21 protein-coding genes are annotated in these 19,486 nt (G+C 69.1%); 18 read left to right on the top strand and 3 right to left on the bottom strand.

The window, feature by feature from the left end:
* Position 1: 1 nt before the first annotated feature.
* The gene (locus AC0IZJ_RS22995; RefSeq protein ID WP_471853896.1) at positions 2–907 is read right to left on the bottom strand and encodes a TauD/TfdA dioxygenase family protein; all 906 of its coding nucleotides are present in this window, start codon (positions 905–907) and stop codon (positions 2–4) included.
* A 258-nt stretch (positions 908–1,165) separates the two neighbouring features.
* Here AC0IZJ_RS22995 and AC0IZJ_RS22990 point away from each other — a divergent pair, with 258 nt between their 5' ends.
* From AC0IZJ_RS22990 to AC0IZJ_RS22975, 4 genes are all read left to right on the top strand, one after another.
* Positions 1,166–3,727: a cellulase family glycosylhydrolase gene (locus AC0IZJ_RS22990; RefSeq protein ID WP_471853895.1), complete on the top strand. Its 2,562-nt coding sequence runs from the start codon at positions 1,166–1,168 to the stop codon at positions 3,725–3,727.
* Between the two features lie 448 nt (positions 3,728–4,175).
* Complete coding sequence (locus AC0IZJ_RS22985) at positions 4,176–4,781, top strand: TetR/AcrR family transcriptional regulator (RefSeq protein ID WP_471853894.1); 606 nt, start codon at positions 4,176–4,178, stop codon at positions 4,779–4,781.
* A 156-nt stretch (positions 4,782–4,937) separates the two neighbouring features.
* Entirely contained in the window at positions 4,938–5,786 is an 849-nt protein-coding gene (locus tag AC0IZJ_RS22980) for an oxidoreductase (protein ID WP_471853893.1), read from the top strand.
* Positions 5,783–6,784 carry an NADP-dependent oxidoreductase gene (locus tag AC0IZJ_RS22975; protein ID WP_471853892.1) on the top strand — a complete coding sequence of 334 codons (1,002 nt, stop codon included), beginning with the start codon at positions 5,783–5,785 and terminating at the stop codon, positions 6,782–6,784. Before AC0IZJ_RS22980 ends, AC0IZJ_RS22975 begins: the two co-directional genes overlap by 4 nt.
* Here AC0IZJ_RS22975 and AC0IZJ_RS22970 read toward each other — a convergent pair.
* Positions 6,771–7,817 (bottom strand): DUF3500 domain-containing protein, encoded by a 1,047-nt coding sequence (locus tag AC0IZJ_RS22970; RefSeq protein ID WP_471853891.1) that lies wholly within the window; start codon positions 7,815–7,817, stop codon positions 6,771–6,773. The genes AC0IZJ_RS22975 and AC0IZJ_RS22970 overlap by 14 nt on opposite strands.
* A gap of 137 nt (positions 7,818–7,954) precedes the next feature.
* On the opposite strand from AC0IZJ_RS22970, the gene AC0IZJ_RS22965 reads away from it, so the two are divergent.
* Positions 7,955–8,644 (top strand): outer membrane protein, encoded by a 690-nt coding sequence (locus tag AC0IZJ_RS22965; protein ID WP_471853890.1) that lies wholly within the window; start codon positions 7,955–7,957, stop codon positions 8,642–8,644.
* Positions 8,645–8,650: 6 nt separating this feature from the next.
* On the opposite strand, the gene AC0IZJ_RS22960 is transcribed toward AC0IZJ_RS22965, so the two are convergent.
* Positions 8,651–9,538 (bottom strand): caspase family protein, encoded by an 888-nt coding sequence (locus tag AC0IZJ_RS22960; protein ID WP_471853889.1) that lies wholly within the window; start codon positions 9,536–9,538, stop codon positions 8,651–8,653.
* A gap of 103 nt (positions 9,539–9,641) precedes the next feature.
* On the opposite strand from AC0IZJ_RS22960, the gene ccmA reads away from it, so the two are divergent.
* The 13 genes from ccmA (at position 9,642) to AC0IZJ_RS22895 (ending at position 19,476) form a co-directional block, all read left to right on the top strand.
* Complete coding sequence (ccmA, locus tag AC0IZJ_RS22955; RefSeq protein ID WP_471853888.1) at positions 9,642–10,262, top strand: heme ABC exporter ATP-binding protein CcmA; 621 nt, start codon at positions 9,642–9,644, stop codon at positions 10,260–10,262.
* A gap of 163 nt (positions 10,263–10,425) precedes the next feature.
* On the top strand, positions 10,426–11,088 hold the full coding sequence (gene ccmB / locus AC0IZJ_RS22950; protein ID WP_471853887.1) for a heme exporter protein CcmB: 663 nt from the start codon (positions 10,426–10,428) through the stop codon (positions 11,086–11,088).
* Positions 11,088–11,840, top strand: a complete 753-nt coding sequence (gene ccmC, locus AC0IZJ_RS22945) for a heme ABC transporter permease CcmC (protein WP_471853886.1) — start codon at positions 11,088–11,090, stop codon at positions 11,838–11,840. Before ccmB ends, ccmC begins: the two co-directional genes overlap by 1 nt.
* A 100-nt stretch (positions 11,841–11,940) precedes the next feature.
* Complete coding sequence (gene ccmE / locus AC0IZJ_RS22940) at positions 11,941–12,360, top strand: cytochrome c maturation protein CcmE (RefSeq protein WP_471853885.1); 420 nt, start codon at positions 11,941–11,943, stop codon at positions 12,358–12,360.
* On the top strand, positions 12,357–14,297 hold the full coding sequence (locus AC0IZJ_RS22935) for a heme lyase CcmF/NrfE family subunit (RefSeq protein ID WP_471853884.1): 1,941 nt from the start codon (positions 12,357–12,359) through the stop codon (positions 14,295–14,297). The genes ccmE and AC0IZJ_RS22935 overlap by 4 nt, the downstream gene beginning before the upstream one ends.
* Positions 14,294–14,821 (top strand): DsbE family thiol:disulfide interchange protein, encoded by a 528-nt coding sequence (locus AC0IZJ_RS22930; protein ID WP_471853883.1) that lies wholly within the window; start codon positions 14,294–14,296, stop codon positions 14,819–14,821. Before AC0IZJ_RS22935 ends, AC0IZJ_RS22930 begins: the two co-directional genes overlap by 4 nt.
* Positions 14,814–15,182: a cytochrome c-type biogenesis protein gene (locus tag AC0IZJ_RS22925; RefSeq protein WP_471853882.1), complete on the top strand. Its 369-nt coding sequence runs from the start codon at positions 14,814–14,816 to the stop codon at positions 15,180–15,182. Before AC0IZJ_RS22930 ends, AC0IZJ_RS22925 begins: the two co-directional genes overlap by 8 nt.
* On the top strand, positions 15,179–15,811 hold the full coding sequence (locus tag AC0IZJ_RS22920) for a tetratricopeptide repeat protein (RefSeq protein WP_471853881.1): 633 nt from the start codon (positions 15,179–15,181) through the stop codon (positions 15,809–15,811). The genes AC0IZJ_RS22925 and AC0IZJ_RS22920 overlap by 4 nt, the downstream gene beginning before the upstream one ends.
* Before the next feature lie 43 nt (positions 15,812–15,854).
* The gene (gene chrA, locus AC0IZJ_RS22915; protein WP_471853880.1) at positions 15,855–17,207 is read left to right on the top strand and encodes a chromate efflux transporter; all 1,353 of its coding nucleotides are present in this window, start codon (positions 15,855–15,857) and stop codon (positions 17,205–17,207) included.
* Positions 17,204–18,211, top strand: coding sequence for a glycoside hydrolase family 88 protein (locus AC0IZJ_RS22910; protein ID WP_471853879.1), 1,008 nt, complete (start codon positions 17,204–17,206; stop codon positions 18,209–18,211). The genes chrA and AC0IZJ_RS22910 overlap by 4 nt, the downstream gene beginning before the upstream one ends.
* Positions 18,212–18,272: 61 nt before the next feature.
* The gene (locus AC0IZJ_RS22905; protein WP_471853878.1) at positions 18,273–18,668 is read left to right on the top strand and encodes a ribosomal subunit interface protein; all 396 of its coding nucleotides are present in this window, start codon (positions 18,273–18,275) and stop codon (positions 18,666–18,668) included.
* 73 nt (positions 18,669–18,741) lie between these two features.
* Positions 18,742–18,990 carry a hypothetical protein gene (locus tag AC0IZJ_RS22900; RefSeq protein ID WP_471853877.1) on the top strand — a complete coding sequence of 83 codons (249 nt, stop codon included), beginning with the start codon at positions 18,742–18,744 and terminating at the stop codon, positions 18,988–18,990.
* A 117-nt stretch (positions 18,991–19,107) separates the two neighbouring features.
* Entirely contained in the window at positions 19,108–19,476 is a 369-nt protein-coding gene (locus tag AC0IZJ_RS22895) for a DUF1428 domain-containing protein (RefSeq protein ID WP_471853876.1), read from the top strand.
* Positions 19,477–19,486 lie beyond the last annotated feature (10 nt).

The following is a 19,486-nucleotide window of genomic DNA, read 5'->3' as shown; positions in this document are numbered from 1 at the left end:
GTCAGAACGGCTTGTCGCCTTCGATGGTGGTGCGGTGCAGGCGGCGGCGCAGTTCGGGCGGGCAGCCGGCGGCTAGGTGGGTGACGGAGCGGTTGTCCCAGAACACCATGTCGTGAGGCTGCCAACGATGGCGGTACTGCAGCTCGGGCAGGGCCGCGTAGCGGAACAGCTCGGCCAGCAACGCACGGCTTTCGCCGTCAGGCAGGTCGACGATGCGCGTCGTGAAGTGCTCGCTGACGAACAGGCCCAGCCGCCCGGTCTCGGGGTGGGTGCGCACGACGGGATGCACGACCGGCTTCACCTGCGCCACCTGCTCGTCGCTGAGCTTGGGCCGCCAGGGGCTGCGCTCACGCAGCTCCTCGTACTTGGCAAGGTAGGAGTGCTCGGCGCGCAGCTTGCGCACCCGTTGCTTCAGCTCGGGCGTCAGTGCCACCCAGGCACTGTGCTGGTCAGCGAACAGCGTGTCGCCGCCCTCGCTGGGCAGCTCCTGCGCCAGCAGCATGGAGCCGAGGCTGGGCGTTTCCTTGTACGACAGGTCCGAGTGCCAGAAGTGGCCGGCGTCGCCCAGGCCCTGGGGCTGGCCGTTCTCGACGATGTTGGAGACGATCAATATCTCCGGGTGGCCCTTCAGGTGGAACTGGTGCAGCACATGGATCTGCAGCGGGCCGAAGCGGCGGCTGACGGCGATCTGCTGCTCAGGGCTGATGCGCTGGTCGCGGAAGACCAGCACATGGTGGTCCAGGTGCGCTCGGTGGATGCGGCGGAAGTCTTCTTCGTCCAGCGGCTGGTGCAGGTCCAGGCCCACCACCTCGGCGGCGAAGCTGCCCGGCAGCGGGCGAATCTCGATGCGCTGTGGAGATGAGGCTTGCACCCGTTGGGCGGGTTCCTCGAAAACTGTGGCATTCATGGCGGCCCTCATGCGAAAACCACACAAGGCTACGGTCGGCGCCTTTGTCGGCAAACGAAGCAAAGTGAGAACGCTTATGAGGTTCTTGCTTTGCACTTGCCCCAAGACCAAGCGTGGAATCGATTCCACATATTGCGCGTGGAGAACTCTGGCCCCTGAGCCGGTTGCAACAGCGCGCCCTAGGCAAAGTTGACAAGCCATCACTGCCTCTCAGATACTGAATTGGAACCGATTCCAATCAATCAACGGAGACAAGACGTGGCTAAACGATGGTTCGTGGGCGGCAGCGCGCGTGGCGCATGGATGGCGGGCATGCTCGGCTCGGCATTTCTGGTTGGCTGCGGAGGCAGTTCCGGCAGCAGTGCGCCGGATACACCGCCCATTGCACCGCCAGTCATCGCCGACAGCCTCACCCAGCTGAAGACCGAGGGCACGAAGTGGGTCGATGCCGCTGGCAAGCAGGTGCTGCTGAAAGGCACCAACCTCGGCAACTGGTTGGTGCAGGAGTTCTGGATGATGGGTCAGGGCGGCAACGGCGTGACCGACCAGTGCACGCTCGAAGCCAAGCTGACGGAGCGCTTCGGCTACGACGAGAAGGAGCGCCTGATCAGGCTCTTCCGCGACAGCTGGATCACCGAGCGGGACTGGGATCAGCTGAAGGCCTTCGGCTTCAATGTCGTCCGCCTGCCCATCTTGTGGAGCGTCATCGAGGACGAAAAGAAGCCGAGGACGCTGCGCGCCGATGCCTGGAAGTATCTGGACTGGAGCATCTCCCAGGCCAAGAAGCGCGGCATCTACGTGATCCTCGACCTGCACGGTGCCCACGGCGGGCAGACGCCCAATGACCACACCGGCTGCGCCGGCCAGAACAAATACTGGACCGACACCGAGGCGCAGGAGCGCACCAAATGGCTGTGGCAGCAGATCGCCACCAAGTACAAGGACGAGCCGGTGGTGGCGGCCTACGACCCGCTCAACGAGCCCTGGGGCTCCACGGCCGAAGCCATGGTCGCGCGCGTCGAGGACCTGTACAAAACCATCCGCGCCATCGACGACAAGCACATCGTGCTGCTGCCCAGCCACTACGGCAGCATCGACGCCTACGGCAACCCGACCGCCAAAGGCTTTACCAACGTCGCCTTCGAGATCCACCCCTACCCGGGCCTGTTCGGCGATCGCCCCGGCGATTCGGCCTACATGGTCCACCGCGACTGGCTGCGCTGCGGCGCGACGGGCACCGGCGGCGTTTGTGCCTACAACAAGCAGGTCAGCGACCTGAAGGTCCCCCTGCTCGTGGGCGAGTTCCAGCCCTGGCAGGGTGCAGGCCTGGACCTGGGCGGCCAGATCGGCCGCGCCACCTACGACACCTACGCCAGCTATGGCTGGGCATCGACGTCCTGGTCGTACAAGCTCGTCAGCCCGGCGGGTGGCTCGGGCAAGGGCACCTGGGGCATGGTCACCAACGCCGTGAACACCAACTTCGACACGGGCGTGGGCATGGTGGCCAAGGCCAGCACCTGGGACTGCGCGGGATGGGACGCCAGCTTTGCCAATGCCTGCGCGGTCAAGGCGCCCACCATCAAGGTGGGCGGCACCGGCGCCAAGACCTACTACTTCGTCATCAAGAGCGGCGCGGTGAGCGGCAGCAATCCCGATGTGACCTTCGACAAGATCAGCATCACCAACACCGCCACCAACGCGGAAGTGATCACCAACGGCAGCTTCGGCGCCAGCACGGGCTGGACGGCGCTGACCATCAGCGGCAAGCTGAACCTCGACTTCAGCTATGCGGGCGCAGGCAAGACACCCACCGGCAGCGAAGGCGCCGTCCTCCGCGTGACACGCCCCGACGGTGTGACCGGCGAAATCAACGGCGGCGTCTACCAGGCGATCACGCTGCAAGGCGGCCAGACCTACGCGCTGAACGGCGTCTTCAAGGACAACGGCAGCGCCAACACCTGGGCCGAGATGTACCTGCTCGACAAGGAGCCGGTGCAAGGCAAGGACGTCATCGACATGAACGGCAAGGTGGACTTCACCACCGCCAGCGTTGCAGAGATCGAGACCCTGTTCAAGAGCTATGCCACCCAGGCGTACGAGGTGCACTCAGGCTTGGCCCAATGGCTGGTGAGCAGCACCGCGCCGGACGTTTTCCAGCTGCCGGCGCCCCCCGCCAACCTGAAGCTGATCGAAGGCAGCAATGGCAACGCGCTGACGTGGAACGCCAGCACGGATGCCAAGGTCACGGGCTACAACGTGTTCCGCGCCTCCAGCGCCGGTGGCACGTACGGCAAGCTGGCGGAGAAGGTCGCCACCGCCAGCTACACGGACGCCACCGCAGTCAGCGGCACCACCTACTACTACGTGGTGACTTCACTCACCGCCGGCAACGAAAGCTACTACAGCGATCCCGCGAGCACGGCCATTCAATACGTGCCTGTCCCGGCGACCCTCGAAGCGGAATCTTTCACTGCCATGAGCGGCGTGCAGCTCGAAAACTCCAGCGACATCGGCGGCGGCCAGAACGTCGGCCACTTCGACCCGGACGACTACATCGAGTTCAAGATCAACGTTGGAACCGCCGGCAACTTCAGCATCGACTACCGCCTGGCGACCGCGAATGGCAGCACCGGTTTCGAGGTCTGGGTCGATGGCGTCAAGGCGGTGGACGCCATGGCCGTGCCCAACACCGGCGGCTGGCAGACCTGGGTCACGCAAGCCAGCCCCAGCTTCGCCATGACCGCCGGCAACCACACGCTGCGCTTGAAGTCGGTCGGCAAGGAGTGGAACCTGAACTGGTTGAAGGTGAAGGCGCAGTAGGGCACGCCTCGACTGCATTGGCGACGAGCGGGCCAAGCCGGGACGCGGGTGCACGCACTTGCTACGTGTCCCCCGTCCCGCTCGCGGGCCTCCTCCTTCACCTTCGCAAGTGCGCGCACCCGCATCCCGGCCGTTCCACAGAATGTGGCCTGCGACGCATTCCAAATGCAACGCCAAGCAGGGGAGCAGGCGGGCCTGATGCGAAGGTAGGGGAGGACGCAACTCGCAAAGAGCCCAGAAAAAACCCTTCGGCCGCAGTGCGGCGCGAAGGGTTGAAGCCACCCAGGGTGGGCGGAGGAGACAAGCAGATGAGCCGTTAGCTTAAACGTGCAGAAGCGGCTCAGTGATCAAGAAGTTGACTGAGCTCATGCCGCTAATGCGCATGCGCGTCTCGCCCACCACAGCAGGAGCGCGAGAAAGATCACGACGGCAACCACTGAACTCAAGTATGATGCGCATCATGCGACAACAGAATTCCAACGCCAGGGCGGCTGCCAAGGAGGCCTCCCACGAACGCATCGTCTCCGCCGCGGCACGGGCCATCCGTCGCAGCGGCTATGGCGGCACGGGCGTCGCGGACATCATGAAGGAGGCCGGCCTGACCCATGGCGCCTTCTACGCGCACTTCGCCTCGCGGGAGGCCATGCTGGCGGAAGCGGCGGGCCAGGCCTGCGCCGAGTCCGCTGCCGCTGCGGCCGACGTGGTGGCCCATACGCCGCCCGACAAGGCCCTGGAGACCATGCTGCGCGCCTACCTTTCCCGCGGCCACGCCGATCAGGTTGAACTGGGATGCCCGCTGGCCGCGCTGGGCTCCGAGACGTCGCGCCAGGCGCCCGAGGTGCGCCGGGTGACCACCTGCCACATCAAGGCCATGGTGGACCTCATCGCCCGCCAGTCGCCCGACTGGGGCCAGGCCGCCGCTCACGAGCAGGCGCTGGTGACGCTGTCCACCATGGTCGGTGCGCTGCTGCTGGCGCGCGCCGTCGACGAGCCCGCGCTGTCCGACAACCTGCTCGACGCTGCGCTGAAGCGCCTGCTCCCCGCCCTATCCTGAACGCCACCGATGGAACGTTGCCTTTCTGCTCGTCTTCAAATATGACGATCATCATGCCAATAAAGCTATCAACCCTCTGACAGCAGCAACCCAACTCGCCGAGCGCCGCGTCAGCCGACGAGTTCCGACAACTCCACACGCGGACAGAGAAACGCCATGAACATGAAGAACAGCAAGGTCGCCCTCGTGACGGGCGCCTCCTCGGGCATAGGCCAGGCAACCGCCGAGCGGCTCGCCACGGCGGGCTACACCGTCTACGGCACCAGCCGGCAGGGCCGCCAGGCGGGGCAGCGCGGGCAGCACGGGTTTGAGATGCTGGCGCTGGATGTGACGCTGGACGATTCGGTGAAGGCTGCCGTGCAGAAGGTCATCGACCTGGAAGGCCGCATCGACCTGCTCGTCAACAACGCCGGCTTCGGCGTGGCACCGGCCGGCGCCGAGGAGAGCTCCATTGCGCAGGCGCAGGCCATCTTCGACACCAACTTCTTCGGCATGGTGCGGATGACCCGCGCCGTGCTGCCGCAGATGCGCCTGCGCAAGAGCGGGCGCATCATCAACATCGGCTCGGTGCTTGGCTTCCTGCCCATGCCCTATGGCGCCCTCTACGCCGCCACCAAGCACGCGGTCGAAGGCTATTCGGAGTCGCTCGACCATGAGCTGCGCACCCGGGGCATCCGCGTCTCGGTCATCGAGCCGGCCTACACCAAGACGCCGTTCGATGCGAACTTCATGGAGCCCGACGCCAAGCTCGACGAGTACCGCGAGGCTCGCGCGGGCGTGAGCGAGAGAGTCAAGGAGGTGATGGCGACCGCTGACCTGCCGGGCGTCGTTGCCGACGTCGTGCTGAAGGCCGCCAGCGCAACGCAACCAAAGCTCCGGTACACGGCCGGTGGGCTCGCGAGCCGCCTGCGACTGCTGCGCACCTTCGCGCCTGCCGGCATGGTGGACGCCGGCGTCAGACGCGACCTGCGGCTGGATGCGGTGACAACGGCGAGCGCGTCATGAAGGCCTTCCTCCTCGACCGCTACGGCAAGAGCCGCGCGTTGCGGCTGGCCGACGTGCCAGAGCCGGTCCTGCAAGACGACGAGGTGCTCCTCCAGGTCCATGCCGCCGGCGTGAACCTGCTGGACGCCAAGATCAGGAGTGGCGAGTTCAAGCTCATCCTGCCCTACCGCCTGCCGCTGGTGCTGGGCCACGACGTGGCCGGCGTCGTCACCCAGGTCGGGTCGCAGGTGCGGCGCTTCAAGCCGGGCGACGAGGTCTATGCCCGGCCCGACGACTTCCGCATCGGCAGCTTCGCCGAGCAGGTGGCGGTCAAGGAAACGGCCCTCGCGCTCAAGCCCCAAGCGCTGAGCATGGAAGAGGCCGCATCGCTGCCGCTGGTGGGCTTGACCGCGTGGCAGGCGTTGGTCGAGAACGCGGGGCTGCGCAAGGGGCAGAAGGTCTTCATCCAGGCTGGCTCGGGCGGCGTGGGCAGCTTCGCCATCCAGCTGGCCAAGCACCTCGGCGCCACGGTGGCCACCACGACGAGCAGCGCCAACATCGACCTGGTGAAGCGCCTGGGCGCCGACGTCGTCATCGACTACAGGACCCAGGACTTTGAGGCGCTGCTGCAGGACTACGACGTGGTGCTGCACAGCCAGGACACGGCGGCGCTGGAAAAGTCGCTGCGCGTGCTGAAAGCCGGCGGCACGCTCATCTCCATCTCCGGACCGCCCGACCCCGCGTTTGCCGGGGGCCAGGGTGCACCGTGGTTCGTGCAGCTCGTCATTCGATTGCTGAGCGCCAGGGTCAGAAGAACGGCGGCCCGCCTCGGCTTGAACTACGTGTTTCTCTTCATGCGCGCCAACGGTGAACAGCTGGGCAAGATCACCGAGCTGATCGATGCGGGAGCGATTCGCCCGGTTGTCGACCGGGTGTTTCCGTTCGAGGCGACCAACGAGGCGCTGGCCTATGTCGAGACGGGCCGGGCCAAGGGCAAGGTGGTGATCAAGGTGAGGTAGACGGCCGAGGCCGGTGCGCACCAGCCTCGGCGTTGCGGTAATGCTCGCCCAGCACGTCGCGCCCGAAGTCGCCGTCGAAGTCGCGCCAGACCGAGTGGATGTGGTTGCCGCCCGAGTTGTCGAACTCGATGAGGAAGCGTGCGCCCTGGATGCGGAAGTAGTGCGGCTCACCGGCCTTGAGCGCGCCGGCCCAGCCGATGCGGATCGTGTCCAGCTGGCTGGCCCGCACGCGCGCCAGCCGCGCCTGGGCCAGGTCGGGCTGCAGATGGTCGGCGAAGGCGGCGATCAGCGCCAGCGCCAGGGCCTGCTGGGCTGACTCCATGTCGGACAAGGGCAGGCCCACCGCGTCCAGCGGGCTCGCGCGTCTGACATTGCCGCTGACGATGTCGCCGAAGGGCCGCGTGCTGAACACGGCACGTGCACGCTGCCCCGCGCTCAGGCTGGCCAGCCAGGCGCGCGCCATGTCTTCCTCGCTGCCCAGCAGCCGGAAGCCTGCTCGCGGCGCGTGACCGCCCACATCGCGCGCAACGGTCGCCGGGTTGGCGCCGAAGAACTGCGGCAGCGTGGCCACGACCCGGTCGCCGGCCAGGCTGAAATGCAGCGACAGGTGATGGCCCTCGATGCGCCAGCCCCAGGCGGCCGAGCCCGGCTCGCCGTAGAGGGCGACGGCGTAGTTCTCCGGGTCGCGTGACAGGCCGAAGCTTTCGAGCTGGCGCAGCGTGATCTCCAGCGCCATGACGGCACGCACCTTGTCCAGCCCCCGCTCGTTCAGCGCCGTGCGCAGCAGCGCCGTCGTGGCCTCGCGCTGGGCGGGCGACATGGCTTTCCACGCCATGCCGTCGCGGCGGCGCGGCGTGTAGTGCCAGTCGCTGCGGGCGGTGTCGGTGAAGGGATGCATGAGGCCGGCGCGCTGGGCGGCCGGCGTGGCGTCGACAAGGGCCCGCGCCGCCTGCGTGGCGCCCGGCGCCTGCGCGAACAGTGCCGACGGGAAAGCCAGGGCGGGCAGGACAAGCAGCGAACGACGGGAGGTCATCGCGCAAACATAGCCCAGCCATCGCACGGAGCCAATCCCTGTCGGCATCCTCAATACAGCCCATGAGTCATCACCTGTGGTCTTTCGGTCGCCCTGCGTTTGGACTACCTTGGCCTCGACTTGGCAAGGAGGCCGGCATGAAGCGGGTTGTATTGATCGCAGGGGCCCTGTGCAGCGCTGATGCTGCGTTGGCGCAGGACGCCGACTTGAGCGTGTCCGCCGGGCTGCGCGCCTGGAACACGGACTGGACGTCGTTCACCTACGTGCCAAGCGGTGGCGGCGAGGTGCTCAAGCAGATCACCGCCAACGCCAAGACGGCGCTCATGCCGAGCATCAGCGTGCGCTACGGGCAGTTTCGGGGCACGCTCAGCGCGCTCACGTCGACACGCTACAGCTTCGATGACGGCACCACGGGCAAGCGCAGCGAGTTCGACGCCAACATCGGCTATAGCGTGCTGCCCGGGCTGGCCGTCACGCTGGGCTACAAGGGCATGAAGCAAAGCGGCAATTTCGATGTCTACCGCACGTCCGGCCCCGTGCTGGGCCTTAGCGCCAGTGCGCCCATCGGCGAAGGCCTGGCCATCTATGGGTCTCTGGGTCTGGGGCGGCTGAAGACGAAGCCCGACGCCCGGATCAGCTTCAAGTCGGAGTACGGCCTCACGGAGGTGGGCCTGAGCTACGCGCTGACGACTGACCGGTTGCGCTGCACTGTCACCGGCGGCTACCGCATGCAGGTGCTGCGCTCCAAGGATGCACTGCCCGCGACCGGCCAGGACGGCCGCGACAACACGCAGGGCTTCACGCTGGGCGTCGTCGTCAGTTTCTGAGCGTCGTCAGTACTGCGGCGGCAGCTCGATCGGTGTGCAGCCGGCAAAGCAGAACTTGCCGCCGAAGGAGCCGTAGAGATAGGGCGTCTGGCGCTCGTAGTAGGCGCTCAGCGTTTCCTTCTCCACGCCGGTGATCACGCGGCCGAAGAAGTCCTGCACCAGCAGACCCTTGCTGCCCACGTGCCGCAGCACATGTTTGGTGAGCGGCCCGTTGCGGCCATCGCCGTCGAAGGCGGCGCGGCCAGAGCCGGTCGCATAAAGCACGAAGGTGGCGCGCGGCGCGTTCGTGATCGGCGCGAGGCCCGTGCCCGCGCTGCCGGTGGCTTCGATGGCGCGGACGAGGTTGGACTTCGGCGCCGGTGCTGCCGGTGCCGCACCCGCACCGCGTCCACCCGCCCCTGGCTTGAACAGCTCAGTGCGGCACGCGTCCAGGATGACCATCTGGAAGCGCGTCGGCCGCTGCCCCAGCCGGCTGAACAACTCGGACACCGGATAGAGCGGGCGCTGAGCGTCCTCGCCGGCCTTGCGGGTGGAGGCGGCCGTGGGAATCAGAAAGTTCGCGCCGCCCACCTGAACCCCGTGGCCGGAGTAATAGAACACCCCCTCGCTGCCCGGCCCGAGCTGGTCGACATAGGCCTGAACATGCGCCTCGAACTCGGCACGGTCGCGCAGGTCGGTGTGGCACATCGCCTTGAAGCCGGCCCGCTTCAGCGCGGCGCACATGTCAGCGGCGTCGTGGGCCGGGTTGGTCAGGCCCGGCGCGTTCTCGTAGGCCGAGTTGCCGATGACCAGCGCGATCCTGGCCCCGCCGCCGCTGCCGATCCAGGGCAGGCCGGCGCAGGCGGCCAGGGACGCCACGACACCGCACACCAACGCAAGCAACAGTCGTCTCATACGCTTCCTGAGGCCAAGGGCGGCGAATCATGCGCCGCGCAATGAAGAAGCTCAATCGTTTTGCTTCGTTGGCTTGGGGATGCGCGCTGCCTAGAGTGCCGGCATGCCCACCGCCTCTGTCCTGCCGTCGACACCGCCTTCGCTGATCCTGCAGCGGGTTGGCCAATCGCGCGGCGGGCGGCCCTTGTTCGACGGCCTCGACCTGGCACTGCACCCCGGCCAGCTGCTGTGGGTGCAGGGTGCCAACGGCAGCGGCAAGACCAGCCTGCTGCGCCTGATCTGCGGCCTGAGCGCGCCGCGCGTGGGCCGCGTGCACGTCGGGCGGTCGCTGCTCTATGTGGGCCACAAGCCGGGCCTGAAGGACCAGCTCTCGGTCATCGAACAGTTGCGCAGCAGCGCGGCCCTGGCGGGGCAGCCGTGCAGCGAGCCGGAGGCGCTAGCCGCACTGGCGCCCGTGGGCCTGGACGAAGCGGCCGGCCTGCGCCTGGCGCAGCTCTCCGAAGGCCAGCGCCGCCGCGCCGCGCTGGCCCAGCTGTGGCTGCCGCAGGTGGCCCCGCTCTGGGTGCTGGACGAACCCCTGGCTGCGCTGGACGCCGCCATGGCCGACCGCCTCGCGCAGCGCCTGGACCGCCATGCCGAAGAAGGCGGCAGCGCCGTCTTCACCAGCCACCAGGCCCTGCCGCTCAAACGCAGCGTTCGCAACCTACGCCTCGGGAAGTCATGAGGCCCCTCGTTCAAGGCGTACTTTGGCCGGTCCCCCGCGGGGACGGCGATGCTCGCGGCGTTGAGCCGCTCGCACATCGCCATGGCGGGCCGGCTTGGGAGCGGCCCGGCGCTCGGCCCGCAAGTTTCTTGTGCGGGTGGCGCGCCGGCGCCACAGCGAACTGATGCGCCCCGGCCTGCAAGCCGCTGCGGCACTGGCGCAGCGGGAATGCTCCAGCACGCTGCGCCAGCCGGCCGAGTGGCTGACGCCGCTGGCCTTCGTCATCGGCGTGGCGCTGATGTTCCCGCTCGGTCTCGGGCCGGAACCCGCGCGATTGCGCGAACTGGCACCGGGCCTGCTGTGGATCGCCGCGTTGCTGGCCAGCCTGCTGTCGCTGCCGCGCCTCTTCGCCGCCGATCTGGCGGACGGCAGCCTGGAGCAGTGGTGGCTGTCGCCGCTGCCGCGCCCGCTGGCCGTCGCCCTCAAGCTGGCCGTGCACTGGGCGCTGAGCGGCCTGCCCCTCGTGCTGCTGGCGCCCGTGCTGGCGCTGGCCTTCGGCGTTGAAGACCCGCTGCCGCTGGCGTTGAGCCTGCTGCTCGGCACACCGGCGCTGGCGCTGCTGGGCGGCCTGGGCGCGGCGCTGGTGCTGCATGCGCGCACCGGGGCCGGCCTGCTGGCCCTGCTGCTGCTGCCGCTGGAGGTGCCGGTGCTCGTCTTCGGCACGGCGGCGGCCAACGGCGGCGCGAATGCCGATTCGGCCCTGCTCCTGCTCGGCGCCTGGCTGGCCGTGCTGCTGGCGCTGGCGCCCTGGGCCACCGCGGCCGCCCTCTCCTTGATGCTCGACTGATGACGACTCCACACCCCCTCTGGCGCTACGCGAGCCCCGCCCACTTCCTGCCGCTGACCGGCCGGCTGCTGCCCGTGCTGTGGCTGTTGGCAGCGCTCGGCATAGGCGCCGGCCTCACGCTCGGCCTCTTCATCGCGCCGACCGACGCCCAGCAGGGCGAGACCTACCGCATCCTCTACCTGCACGTGCCAGCCGCGTGGATCGCCATGGTCTGCTATGGCGCCATGGCCTTCTGGGCGCTGTGGGGGTTGGCGTGGAAGACGCGCCTGGCGCTTGTGTTGATGCGGGCGCTGGCGCCCACCGGCGCGTTGTTCGCCGTGCTGACGCTCATCACCGGCTCGCTGTGGGGCCGGCCGATGTGGGGCACCTGGTGGGTGTGGGACGCGCGTCTCACCTCGGCACTGCTGCTGGCCCTGCTTTATGTGGGCTTCATCGCGCTGACCACGGCCGTCGACACGCCTGACGACCCACGCCGTGGCGACCAGGCCGGCGCGCTGCTGGCCCTGGTGGGTGCGCTCAACCTGCCGGTGCTGTACTTCTCGGTCACCTGGTGGAACACCCTGCACCAGGGCGCCTCCATCAACCTGCGCGGCAGCAGCATCGCGCCGCAGATGCTGGCCGGCCTGCTGCTGTCGACGTTCGGTTTTTGGGCCTATGCCGGTGCGGCGGTGCTGACGCGTGCACGTCTGCTTCTGCAGGCGCGCGTCGAGTCGGAGGCCCGCTGGCCGCGCGCCATCGGGAGCTGGGCATGACGGAGTTGTTCGGCGAACACGGCGCTTTCGTCTGGCTCTCGCTTGCGGCCGTCGCCATCGGCATTGCGCTTGAGCTGTGGACGCTCAGGAAGGCCGCGCGATGAAGCCGCGTCATCGGCGCCTGCTCGGTCTGCTGGCCATGCTGGCCCTGCTGGCATTGGCCGGCGGCCTGGTGCTGAAGGCCTTCAGCCAGAACCTGGTCTTCTTCGTCACGCCCAGCGAGATTGCGCGCGGCGAGGCGCCGGCCGGCAAGCGCTTCCGCCTCGGCGGCCTGGTGGCGCCGGGCTCGGTGCAGCGCGAGGCCGGCGGCCTGCGCTTCACGGTCACCGACGGCGCGCAGAACGTGGCCGTCAGCTACCGCGGCCAGGTGCCCGACCTGTTCCGCGAGGGCAAGGGCGTCGTCGCGCAGGGGCGTCTGGCGGGCCTGCAGTTCGTCGCCGACGAAGTGCTGGCCAAGCATGACGAGAACTACATGCCGCCGGAAGCCGCTGCGGCCTTGAAGCAGGCCTCTGCAGAATGACGGCCGAACTGGGTCAGTTCGCGCTGCTGCTGGCGCTGGCTGTCGCCGTTGCGCAGACGGTGCTGCCGCTGTGGGGCGCGCAACGCGGCAACATGCGCTGGATGGCGCTGGGCCGCCCGCTCGCGGTGGTGAGCTTTGGCCTGCTCAGCGCCGCACTGGCCGCGCTGGTGGCCAGCTTCATCACGCTGGACATGTCGGTCGCCTATGTTGCTGCCAATGCGAGCAGCGAATTGCCAGTGGGCTATCGCATCACCGCCACCTGGGGCGGCCACGAGGGCTCGCTGCTGCTGTGGGTGTGGATCCTGGCCGCCTGGGGCGCGGCAGTGGCCTGGCGCAGCGACGGTCTGCCGGCGCCCTTTGCCGCCCGGGTGCAAGGCGTGCTGGGCGCCATCGCGGCCGGCTTCCTCGCCTTCATCGCCTTCACGTCCAACCCCTTCGCCCGCCTGCTGCCCGCGCCGCTGGACGGCCGCGACCTGAACCCGCTGCTGCAGGACCCCGGCATGGCCGCCCACCCGCCGCTGCTCTACATGGGCTATGTCGGCTTCGCGGTCGGCTTTGCCTTCGCCGTGGCGGGGCTGCTGGAGGAGGAGATCTCACCGCGCTGGACACGCTGGGCCCGGCCCTGGGTGCTGGCCGCCTGGGCCGCGCTGACGGCAGGCATCGGCCTGGGCAGCTTCTGGGCCTATTACGAGCTGGGCTGGGGCGGCTTCTGGTTCTGGGACGCCGTCGAGAACGCCGCCTTCATGCCCTGGCTGCTGGGCACGGCCCTCATCCACTCGCTGGCCGTGGCCGAGAAGCGCCCGGGCTTTCTGCGCTGGAGTCTGCTGCTGGCGCTGCTGGCCTTCTCGCTGTCGTTGCTGGGCACCTTCCTCGTGCGCTCTGGCGTGGTCAGCTCGGTCCATGCGTTTGCGAGCGACCCGGCGCGCGGGCTCTTCATCCTGGTGCTGCTGGCCGTGTCGGTGGGCGGGTCCCTGGCGCTCTATGCCTGGCGCGCGCATCGCGCCCCGCCGGCGGAGCCCTTCGCCCTGGGCTCGCGCGAATCGCTGCTGCTGCTGAACAACCTGCTGCTGGCCACGGCCGCCGCCACGGTGCTGCTGGGCACGCTCTACCCGCTGGCGGCCGAGGTCATCAGCGGCACGAAGCTGTCGGTGGGCGCGCCCTACTTCGACGCCGTCTTCCCGCCGCTGATGCTGCCCCTGGTGGCCCTGCTCGTCATCGGGCCGCTGGCACGCTGGCGAGTGGCCGCCTTTCGGCGCGCCAGGCCGCTGTTGCCAATTGCGCTGACCGTACTTGCTGGAGCGACCGCACTGGCACTGAGCCTGCAGGGCACGCTGTGGATGGCCGCCGGCATCGCCACCGGCCTGTGGGCGCTGGGCGGCACCCTGGCCCTGGCCTGGCGCCAACGCGCGGCCTGGCGGCACAGCGCGCCGCTGTGGCTGGCGCATGGCGGCATCGCCGTCTTCGTGCTGGGCGTGACGCTGGTGCGCAGCCTGGAGCACGCGCACGACCTGACACTGGCCCCGGGCGAGCAGGCGAGCGTGGCCGGCCACCCGCTGCGCTTTCAGAAGCTGGAGGCCGTTGACGGCGCCAACTACCGCGCCGCCCGGGCCACGCTGAGCTGGCAGCGTGGCGCCAGCCCACTCCTGCTGACGCCCGAGAAGCGCGTCTACGGCCGCCGCCAGGTCGCCATGACCGAAGCCTTCATCTCGCGCGGCCTCTGGCGCGACGTGTACGTGAGCCTGGGCGACGCCGATGCCGACGGCCGCTGGGGCTTGCGCGTGCAGGTCAAGCCCTTCATGGCCTGGGTCTGGATCGGCGTGCTGGCCATGGCCGGCGGTGGCGCCTGGGGCGTGGTGGCCCATCGCCGCAGGCCGAAAGCGCAAGCCGCCAGCGCAACCGCCTCGCCCTTTCTCGCACCCACCTTGTCGACCCCATGAAGGTCCGCCTTGCCGCCCTGCTGCCCCTGCTGGGCGCTGCCGCCCTAGTGGCCCTGCTCGGGCGCGGCCTGCTGCAACGCGACGCGCAGGCCGAACCCACGTCGCCGCTGATCGGCCAGCCCGCGCCCGCGCTCAACCTGGAGCGCCTGCACGGCGATGCGGCCTCAACCAACGGCGAGGTCTGGGTGCTGAACGTCTTCGCCTCCTGGTGCGCGCCCTGCCGCGCCGAGCTGCCCGTGCTGGGCCAGTTGGCCGAGCAGAGCGGTGTGCGCGTCGTCGGCCTGGACTACCGCGACACGCCGGAGCTGGGCCTGGCTTTCCTGAAGCGTCACGGCAACCCCTACACGCTCACCTGGCGTGACCCCGAGGGCAAGGGCAGTCTGGCCTGGGGCGTGACCGGCGTGCCCGAGACCTTCGTCATCGACCGGCGCGGCATCGTTCGCCTGCGCCACACCGGGCCGGTGACGGCGGAGGACCTGAACAAGCGCTTGCTGCCTTTGATCAAGAGGCTGCAAGGTGCGTGAAGTCGTTGCGTTAGCCGCCCTGGCCGCTTCGCTCACTGCGCATGCTGCCGAGGATCTCGACAGGCGTGTCGAGCGGCTGGCGCAGGAACTGCGCTGCGTCGTCTGCCAGAGCCAGAGCGTGGCCGAGTCCAACGCGCCGCTGGCCGTCGACATGAAGCGCCATCTGCGCGAGGGCCTGGCCGCCGGCCGCAGCGAAGGCGACCTGCGCGCCGAGCTCGTGCAGCGCTACGGCGAGCAGGTGCTCTACCGCCCGCCGCTGCATGCCGGCACCGCGCCGCTGTGGTTCGGTCCGCTGGCGCTGCTGGCCATCGGCGGGCTCGTTTACTGGCGGCACGGCCAACGGCGCGAGGGCGGGCGATGACACTCTTCCTGCTTGCCGCTGCGGCGCTGACGCTCACCGCACTGCTGCCACTGGCGCCCGCCTTGCTCAGCCCTACCGGCCCACGCGCCTGGCGCACCGCCGCCGCACTGGGCCTGGCCCTGCCGCTGGCCGCCGGATTCCTCTACGCGCAGTTGGGCCGGCCCGATGCCCTCGTTCCGCCTCCCCTGCCCGCAGCGGCCAACCCCGTGCAGCAGATGGTGCAGCGCCTCGCCAATCGCCTGCAAAGCGCGCCGGACGACCCCGACGGCTGGGCCCTGCTCGCCCGCGCCTACGAGCAGCTCGGCCGCCCGCAGGATGCCCTGGCCGCCTATGCGCAGCTGGAACGGCTGCGCCCGAACGACCCGCACCCGCTGAGCCAGCATGCCGTCACGCTCGCCCTGGTGAAGGGCGAAGGCCTGGCCGGCGAGCCGGAGGCGCTGCTGCAACGCGCGATCAGGCTGGACCCGAAACACGTGCCCACGCTGGCCCTGCTGGGCAGCGCGGCGGTGGAGCGCGGGGATACAGCGGCGGCCATTGGCTACTGGCGCCGCGTGCTGGCCGAGGTGCCGGCGAGCAGCGACATGGCGGCAACGCTGCGCGACAACATCGCGAAGGCTCAAGCGCGTTGACGCTGGCTACATTGCGGCCAGCGTGACCACTGGCGGACCGAAGTTGAACAACGACATCCTCACACCGAGGCCGCAGCCCGTCGGCTTCTGGGAAGCCTTGCGCTTCTGGCTCAAGCTCGGCTTCATCAGCTTTGGCGGGCCGGCCGGGCAGATCGCCATCATGCACACCGAGCTGGTGGAGCGGCGCCGCTGGATCAGCGAGAAGCGCTTCCTGCACGCGCTCAACTACTGCATGCTGCTGCCCGGCCCCGAGGCCCAGCAGCTCGCCACCTACATCGGCTGGCTGATGCACCGCACACGCGGCGGGCTGGTGGCCGGCGCGCTGTTCGTGCTGCCGTCGCTGTTCATCCTCATCGCGCTGTCCTGGGTCTACCTCGCCTGGGGCACGCTGCCGCTGGTGGCCGGCCTGTTCTACGGCCTGAAGCCGGCGGTGACGGCGCTGGTCGTCCACGCGGCCCACCGCATCGGCACGCGGGCGCTGAAGAACGGCTGGCTGTGGGGCATCGCGGCGGCCGCGTTTGTCGCCATCTTTGCGCTGGACGCGCCCTTCCCCCTCATCGTGCTCGGCGCGGCGGCCATCGGCCATTTCGGCGGAAGGCATGCGCCCCAGGTCTTCGCCACGGGCGGCGGCCATGGCAGCAAGCAGCAGAGCTACGGCCCCGCCCTCATCGACGACGACACGCCCACGCCGCCCCACGCGCTGTTCGCCGGCAGCCGGCTGGCGCGCGTGCTCGCCATCGGCCTGGGGCTCTGGGCCGTCGCCATGGCTGCACTCGTGCTAACCCACGGCCTGCACGGTGCGCTGACGCAGATGGGCTGGTTCTTCACCAAGGCTGCGCTGCTGACCTTTGGCGGCGCCTACGCGGTGCTGCCCTACGTCTACCAGGGCGCCGTGGAGCAGCACCAGTGGCTGAGCGGCACGCAGATGATCGACGGCCTGGCCCTGGGCGAGACGACGCCCGGCCCGCTCATCATGGTGGTGGCCTTCGTCGGCTTCGTCGGCGGCTGGGTGAAGCAGCTGTTCGGGCCCGACGCCCTCTTCCTGGCCGGCGCGGCCGCCGCGACGGTGGTCACCTTCTTCACCTTCCTGCCATCCTTCGTCTTCATCCTGGCCGGCGGGCCGCTGATCGAGTCCACCCACGGCAAGCTGAAGTTCACCGCACCGCTGACGGCCATCACGGCCGCCGTCGTCGGGGTCATCCTCAACCTGGCCATGTTCTTCGCCTGGCATGTGCTGTGGCCGCAGGGTTGGGGCGGGCGCTTCGACTGGGTCTCGGCGGTGATCGCCGTGGCGGCCGGCATCGCGCTGTTCCGCTTCAAGCTCGGCGTGCTGCGGCTGCTGGCGCTGTGCGCCGCCCTCGGTTTTGCGCTGACGTTTCTGGGCCTGGGCGCATGAGGCGACGCGAGCTGCTGGCCACCGTGATGCTGCCCGCCCTTGCCCACGGCTCGACGCCCCAGGTCGCTCGTCTCATTGCCGAGCGCTACCCCACCCATGCGCCGCTGAGCTACATCACGACGCTGATCTGGTCCGCGCAACGCCGGCTGGCCCGCGCGTTGCCACCGCGCAGCCAGCAGGCCCTGGCCGCGCTGCGCCAGGCCGTCACGCCCACGCCGCCCACCGACTGGCCCGCGCGCGCCGGCTATGCGAGCTTTGCCGAGGCCGCGCGCTTCGATGGTGATGAGGCCGCTGGCGAACTGGCACGCCAGGCCCTGCGCAGTTCAATAGTCGACACGCCGCAAGGCCCGCGCCTCGCCGGCCTGCGCGCCTGGACCGACGACCTCTTCATGCCCGCGCTGCTGTTCGACCGCGCAATGCCGCTGCTGCCCGCCGCCGAGCAGCCGCGTGCCGTCGAAGCGCTGGGCGCGTCGCTGCTGGACCTGTGCGCGCGCCTGCAACGATCCGACGGCCTGTTCGACCATGCCGAGGGCTCGCCCGTCGCCTGGGGTCGCGGCAACAGCTTCGCCTCGTTGGCGCTCGCGTCGGCGCTGGCCGGGCCGGTGCCATCCGCATCGGCCGACGGCGCCCGGTTGCTCGCACGGCTGCAAAAGCAGCTGCAAGCCCTGCTGCCGCTGCAAGGCGCGGACGGCCTGTGGCGCCAGGTGCTGGACCACCCGCAGTCCACCGGCGAGCTGACCGTCACGGCCATGACCCTGACCGCGCTGGCCACCGCGCGCCGCCAGGGCTGGCTGCCCCCAGGTGAGGTCGATGCCGCCATCGTCCGCGCCTGGACCGGCGTGCAAAGCCGCATTGATGCGGACGGCGGCTTCAGCGACGTCTGCGCCGGCACGCCGGCCGGGCCGACGCTGGACTTCTATCTTCAGCGGCCGATGCTGCGCGGTCGGGACGACAGGGCGGCGGCGATGGTGCTGTGGGCGGCCATCGGCCTGCAGCCTCCTTGATGGCACGATGATTGCCCCTCACCTCTGCCGTGCGATGTCCGTGCGCTGAAAAAGGAATGCCATGCAAGTGCACGTCGAGACCGACAACCATGTCGAAGGCCGCGAGAAGCTGATCGAGCATGTCGAGGGCGTCATCCGCGACGCCGTCCACCGCTTCGTGGGCCAGGTGACACACGTCGAAGCCCATCTGGGCGACGTCAATGGCAGCGAGAAGTCGGGCGCCGCCGACATGCGCTGCCTGCTCGAGGCGCGCGTGGCGGGCTTGAAGAACATCGCCGTCAGCCACCAGGCCGAAAGCCTGCACTTCGCCATCGAGGGGGCGGCCGGCAAGTTGACCAAGGCCCTCGACTCAGCGCTCGGCAAGGCCCACGCCCGCGACCGGCGTCATGCCGGGACCGGCGAGCTGAGTGCAGACCTGGCGCGTGAGCCCGACGACGGCGTGCCGCCGTCGAACTGACGCGAGCGCCGAGGGGCGCTGCCATGTGATGTCTGTGCAGGACTATGCTGCCCCCGCCCCAAGGAGACATCACATGCACAGCAACACGCTCCAACCCGCGTTCCTGAAATCGCTCATGACCGCCGGAGCGAACCTGGAGCTCCAGTACACCGATCTCGCCCCTCATGCGAGCGAAAGGCTAGCCGCCGCTCTCGAACTTGCGAAGCACGCCAAGGAAGTCCAACGGCAGCTCCGGTTCATTGCGATCAGTGCCAGCACGTCGGGCATCAAGCACCTGGCCGAGGAGGGTGACGGCTACGTCACCTTCGCGCTCGTGTCCTGAGTCAGTTGCGGGCCTGCCAGGCACGCCATGTCGATTTGGCCTCCCGTCGTTCGTCGACAGGGTGCGGAGGTGCCCTGACAGGTGCGCCCGTCCGATCAACTTAACAGGAGAGAAGACATGTCCTACATCGATGGTTTCGTGATCGCGGTCCCCACCGCCAACAAGCAGAAGTTCATTGACCACGCGCGCCATTTCGACGCGATGTTCATCGAGCTGGGTGCGATCCGCGTGATCGAAGGTTGGGGCGACGACGTCCCCGACGGCAAGGTCACCGACTTCCGCCGCGCAGTCCAGGCCACGGCCGAGGAGACGGTGGCCTTTTCGTGGGTCGAATGGCCCGACAAGGCGACGCGCGACGCCGGCATGAAGAAAATGATGGAAGACCCGCGCATGGACCCGTCCACGCCCGGCAACCCGCCCATGCCCTTCGACGGCAAACGCATGATCTTTGGCGGCTTTGAGCAGGTGGTCGAAGTGAAGGCTTGAGCGGCAGGGC

Source organism: Roseateles sp. AC306 (genome assembly GCF_979253795.1).
Note: the sequence above shows the minus strand (reverse complement) of the source record. Positions and strands in the feature narration are given on the sequence as shown.